The sequence below is a fragment of the Streptomyces sp. CB02980 genome, from assembly GCF_014451325.2.
Lineage (GTDB): Bacteria > Actinomycetota > Actinomycetes > Streptomycetales > Streptomycetaceae > Streptomyces.
This window is the reverse complement of sequence record NZ_JACSCH020000047.1, coordinates 1-5,991: the sequence shown is the minus strand read 5'-3', so window position 1 is coordinate 5,991 and position 5,991 is coordinate 1. Positions and strand designations below refer to the sequence as shown.

Below are 5,991 nucleotides of genomic sequence, written 5' to 3'. Positions count from 1 at the left end.
CACCGATGCGGGACAGCTGGCCGAGGTCCTGGGCGGCACCGGCCACCCGCCGATCACCACCGTCATCCACGCCGCCGGGGTGGCCCGGGACGTGGCGCTCACGGACCTCACCGCCGCGGATCTGGAAGACGTACTCGCGGCGAAGGTGCGCGGCGCGGACGCGCTGGCGGAGCAGCTCGCCGACGGCGCGTTCGAGCGGCTGGTGCTGTTCTCGTCGAACGCCGGGGTCTGGGGCGGTGCGCGGCAGGGTGCCTACGCCGCCGCGAACGCGTACCTCGATGCCCTGGCTGAGCGCCTGCGCGCGGCCGATCGCTCCGTGACGTCGGTCGCCTGGGGGCTGTGGGACGCCGAGGGCATGGGCGGGGGCGAGGCCGGTTCGCGGCTGAGCCGGCTCGGCCTGCGGCCCATGGCGCCGGACCGTGCCGTCGCGGCACTCCACGAGGCGCTCGGCCTGGACGAGACGCTCGTGGCCGTGGCGGATGTGGACTGGGAACAGTTCGTACCCGCCTTCACCATGGCCCGCCGCCGTCCGCTCATCGAGGACCTGCCCGAAGCCCGGCAGATCACCGCCGCGGCGGACCACCAGGACGCGGACGCGGGCGGCGCCTCCGGGCTGCTGTCCCGACTGGACGGGCTGGACGCCGCCGACCGCCTCGACCTGCTGTCCGAGCTGGTCTGCGAGGAGGCGGCCCGGGTGCTGTCCCACTCGAGCCCCGACGCCATCGAGCCCGAACGGGCCTTCCGGGACATGGGGTTCGACTCCATCGCCTCCGTCGAGCTGCGCAAGCGGCTCAGCGCCGAGACCGGCCTTCGGCTGCCGGCCACCGTGGCGTTCGACCACCCCACCCCGAGGATCCTCGCCGAGCACCTGGGCGCCGAACTGCTCGGAGTGGCCCCGGACGTTCCGCCGTCCACCCGGGTGTTCGGCGACATCGACCGCCTCGCGGGGACCTTGGCGGAGGTGGCCGAGGACGACGCCGTACGCAAGAGGGTGGCGCAGCGGCTCCGGGAACTCCTGGACGCCTGCGACAACACCTCGCGCGACGCCGAGCACATGAGCGCACAGCTCGACTCGGCGAGCGACGAGGAGATCTTCGAATTCATCGACAAGCGGTTCAAGCGCTCCTAGGACCCTGACCGCCCGCCCGCACCGACCGCCTGTCTGCATCACAGCTGTGAGGAAGGCTCACGAAAATGGCTAACGAGGAACAGCTCCGGTCCTACCTGCGGTTCGTCACCACGGACCTGCATGAGACGCGTGAGCGTCTGGAGCGACTCGAGGCCGAGCAGCACGCCCCGATCGCCATCGTCGGCATGAGCTGCCGGTTCCCCGGTGGAGTGCGCTCGCCCGAGGACCTGTGGGACTTCGTCGCCGCCGGTGGCGACGCGATATCCGACTTCCCGAAGGACCGGGGCTGGGACCTCGACACGCTGTTCGGCACCGACCCGGACGGGACCGGTACCTCGTACACGGCGGCCGGCGGCTTCGTCTACGACGCGGGCGAGTTCGACGCGGGCTTCTTCGGGATCAGTCCGCGCGAGGCGCTGGCGATGGACCCCCAGCAGCGGCTCGTACTGGAGTGCTCGTGGGAGGCGATCGAGCGCGCGGGCATCGACGTGTCGACCCTGCGCAACTCCAGTACGGGCGTGTTCGTGGGTGCGTCCGCGCAGAACTACGGCACGTTCGCCGACCAGGGGGGCGAGGGCAGCGAGGGCTACTTCCTGACCGGCAACGCGGCGAGTGTGGTGTCGGGTCGGCTTGCGTACGTCTTCGGGCTTGAGGGCCCGGCGGTCACGGTGGACACCGCGTGCTCCTCGTCGCTCGTGGCCCTGCACCTGGCGGCCCAGGCGCTGCGGGCGGGCGAGTGCGGTCTGGCGGTCGCCGGCGGCGTCGCGGTGATGTCGACGCCGGGTGCGTTCGTGGAGTTCAGTCGGCAGCGGGGTCTGGCGCCCGATGGGCGGTGCAAGCCGTTCGCGGCGGGAGCCGACGGTACGGGCTGGGGCGAGGGTGTCGGTGTGCTGCTGCTTGAGCGGTTGTCGGACGCGGTGGCGAACGGTCATCAGGTGTTGGCGGTGCTGCGGGGTTCGGCGGTCAATCAGGACGGTGCGTCGAACGGTCTGACGGCTCCGAACGGTCCGTCGCAGCAGCGGGTGATCCGGCAGGCGCTGTCCAACGCCGGTATCGGTAGCGGTGAGGTGGATGTCGTCGAGGCGCACGGGACGGGTACGAGGCTGGGTGACCCGATCGAGGCGCAGGCGCTTCTTGCCACGTATGGCCAGGGCCGGCCGGAGGGCCGTCCGCTGTGGCTGGGGTCGGTGAAGTCGAACATCGGGCACACACAGTCCGCTGCGGGTGTGGCCGGTGTGATCAAGATGGTGATGGCGATGCGGCACGGGCTGCTGCCGGAGACCCTGCACGTGGACGAGCCCTCGCCGCACGTGGACTGGTCCGCGGGTGAGGTGCGTCTGCTGACGGAGCCGGTGCCGTGGCCCGGGGAGGGGCGGCTGCGGCGTGCGGGCGTGTCCTCGTTCGGCGTCAGTGGCACCAACGCCCACGTGATCCTGGAGGAGGCACCCGCTGTCGAGCTCGGTCCTGAGCCGGCGGCGGAGGTGTCGGGTCCGGTGCCGTGGATGGTGTCGGCGCGCGGGGAGGCGGGCCTGCGGGGGCAGGCGGCGCGGCTTGCGGAGTACGTACGAGGTCGCGGGGACGTGGAAGCCGCCGGGGTGGCTGCGGCGCTGGCCGGTCGGGCGGTGCTGCAGGACCGCGCGGTGGTGGTGGGCGAAGGAGTCGCTGATCTGGTTGCGGGTCTTGATGCGCTGGCCGAGGGCGTTCCGTCTGAGGGCTTGGTGACCGGTTCGCCGGTGACGGGGAAGACGGCTGTGCTGTTCACCGGCCAGGGGTCTCAGTTCGCCGGGATGGGTGCGCAGTTGTACGAGCGGTTCGAGGTGTTCGCCGGTGTGGTGGACGAGGTGTGTGCGGTGGCGGATGAGTTGTTGCCGGAGCCGTTGCGTCCGGTGCTCTTCGGTTTGGACGGTCGCGGTGACCTGATCGACCAGACGGCCTTCGCCCAGGTCGGGCTGGTGGCGCTGGAGGTGGGCCTGTGGCGGGTTCTGTCCGAGAGCGGTGTGCGGGCGGATGTGCTGGTGGGGCATTCGGTCGGTGAGATCAGTGCGGCTGTGGCTGCGGGTGTGCTCACCCTGCCCGACGCGGTGCGGCTGGCCTGTGTACGCGGGTCGTTGATGCAGGGCATTGCGGGCGACGGCGTGATGGCCTCGGTGGCTGCGCCTGTGGAGGAGATCCGGGAGCGGATCGCGGGGCTCGCCGGTGTGTGGGTGGCTGCGGTGAACGCGCCGGGGTCGGTCGTGCTGGCCGGTGAGGCGGATGCCGTACGTGGTGTGGTCGAGCAGTTGGATGCCGACGGTGTGCGGACCCGGTGGCTTCCGGTCAGTCACGCCTTCCACACCCCGCTGATGGAACCGATGCTTGAGGAGTTCGCCGCCGCCATCGCGGATGTGGAGTTCGCGGCGCCCCAGATCCCGATCGTCTCGACGGTGAGTGGCGAGTCGGCGGGTGCCGACTTCGGCAGCGCCGCGTACTGGGTGGAGCACGCCCGGCAGCCGGTCCGGTTCGCCGACGCGGTGGACACCGCACGGGAGTTGGGAGCCAGCGTGTGGGCGGAGGTCGGTCCGCAGCCGGCCCTCTCCGCCGTGATGGCCGAGCGGGAGGGCGAGGCCGTCGCGAGTTTCCTGCGGCGCGACCGTGACCAGGTCACCAGCGTGCTGACCGGTCTGGCCCGGCTCCACGTCCACGGCGTCGAGGTCGACTGGGGTCAGTGGGTTCCCGGGACGCGTGAGCTTGCTGACGTACCGACGTACGCCTTCCAGCGGCGCCGCTACTGGGTGGCGGGGTCCTCGGGAGCGGCCGGTGGGTCGCTCACGGGCGCGGGGCTGGCGGTCGCCGGCCATCGGCTGCTCGGGGCACAGGTGTCGCTGGCCGGTGGCGGTGTGGTGCTGACGGGGAGGTTGTCGGTGTCCGCGCAGCCGTGGCTGGCCGATCACGCGGTGTCCGGTGTGGTCGTGCTGCCGGGGACCGCGTTCGTGGATCTGGTGGCGCATGCCGGTCTTCAGGTGGGGTGTGCGCGGGTCGAGGAGTTGACCCTGCAGGCGCCGTTGGTGCTGGCCGAGGACGGGCCGGGTGTGACGGTGCAGGTCGTGGTCGACGAACCCGACGAGTACGGGCGACGGGCGGTCGACGTCCATTCGCGCCCGGACACCGGGGAGGGTGAGTGGACGAGGCACGGCACCGGCGCCCTGACCGCGGCGGTCGAGGTCGACGGAGCGGCTGAGACGACCGATGCGGCCTGGTCGTGGCCTCCCGCGGGCGAAGCAGTTGCGGCGGAGGACGTCTACGCCGGGCTGGCGGATGCCGGGTTCGACTACGGCCCCGTCTTCCGGGGGCTGAAGCAGGTCTGGCAGGACGGTGAGGACGTGTACGCGGAGGTCGTCCTGCCCGACGATCCGTCCGGTTTCGCTCTGCATCCGGCCCTGCTGGATGCGGCACTCCATGCCCTCGCCGCCACTTCCGGCAGTGGTGAGGGCGGGCTTCCGTTCGCGTTCACGGGCGTGACGGTGCACCGCACCGGTGCGCGGACTCTGCATGCGCGGTTGCGTCGGGGTGCCGACGGTGTGACCGTCGAGGCCGTCGACCCGACCGGACGGCCCGTCGTCACCGTCGACTCCCTCGCCTTCCGGCCGGTCAACCAGGCGAGCCTTGCGGGTTCCCCGGCCTCCGCCGCGCGACTCCTGCGGATGCGGTGGGCACCGGTGCCCGACCTGGCCGTCGACAGCATGAGCGACCCGGCGCCGGAATGGGTGCTGGTGGGGAGCGGCGCGGGCGATCACACGGACCTGGCCTCGCTGAACCAGGCGCTGAAGAGCGGAGCCGCGTCACCCTCGGTGGTGGTGCTCTCCTGCCTCGGCACGTCCGGCACGTCCGGCACGTCCGGCACGTCCGGCACGTCCGGCACGTCCGGTACGTCCGGCGCATCCGACGGGACCGGCACGTCCGGCGCATCCGACGGGACCGGCGGGACCGGCGACGGGCACGAGGCCGGGGAAGCGGAAGCCGTTCGCGCCGAGGCGGTCCTCGTACGGCTGCTGACCGAGACGCAGGCGTTCCTCGCCTCGCCCCACCTGGCCGACGCCCGGCTGATGGTGCTCACCCGGGGCGCCGTGACCACAGAGGCGCCGGTGTCCCCGGTGGACCCGGCCATGTCCGCGGTCTGGGGCATGATCAGGTCTGCCCAGACGGAGCACCCGGATCGCTTCGTCCTCCTGGACCTCGACCCGAGGGATGCTCGCACCGAGGACGACACTCTTCGCGCGCTGCCCCTGTCCGCCGTACTGGCCGGGGGCCTCGATCAGCTGGCACTGCGCGGCGATGAGGTGATCGCGCCGGCCCTCGGGGAACTCGACGAGACCGGCCGGCTGCGGCTTCCCGAGCAAGGCCCGTGGCGGCTGTCGATCGGGCCCGGCGGGACGCTGACCGAGCTGACCACGATCCCGCACCCGCGGGCCGCCGAGACCCTGTCGCCGGGAACGGTCCGGCTGTCGACGCGTGCCACGGGCCTGAACTTCCGTGACGTACTGATCGCGTTGGGCATGTACCCGGGCGAGGCCACGCTCGGCAGCGAGGGATCCGGGGTGGTCACCGAGATCGGTCCGGACGTCACCGGACTGGCCGTCGGGGACCGCGTCATGGGCCTGATCCCGGAGTCGTTCGGCGACGTGGTGGTGGCTGACGCGCGGACCGTGGCGCCGATCCCGACGGAGTGGTCGTTCGCGGAGGCGGCATCAGTGCCGGTGGCGTTCCTGACGGCGTACTACGCCCTCGGGGAGCTTTCGGGTCTTCGTCCGGGTGAGCGGGTGTTGATCCACGCGGGGGCGGGTGGCGTCGGGATGGCGGCCGTGCAGCTCGCGCGGCATCTCGGT

The 5,991-nt window shown here is 72.1% G+C and carries 1 protein-coding gene and 1 pseudogene; both read left to right on the top strand.

Annotated elements, in window-relative coordinates:
* The coding region (locus tag E0F75_RS39610) for a beta-ketoacyl reductase (RefSeq protein ID WP_229315897.1) at window positions 1-1,129 on the top strand (1,129 nt) is incomplete at its 5' end.
* A gap of 92 nt (window positions 1,130-1,221) precedes the next feature.
* A pseudogene (locus E0F75_RS39605) lies at window positions 1,222-5,991 on the top strand (beta-ketoacyl synthase N-terminal-like domain-containing protein); the annotation flags it as partial.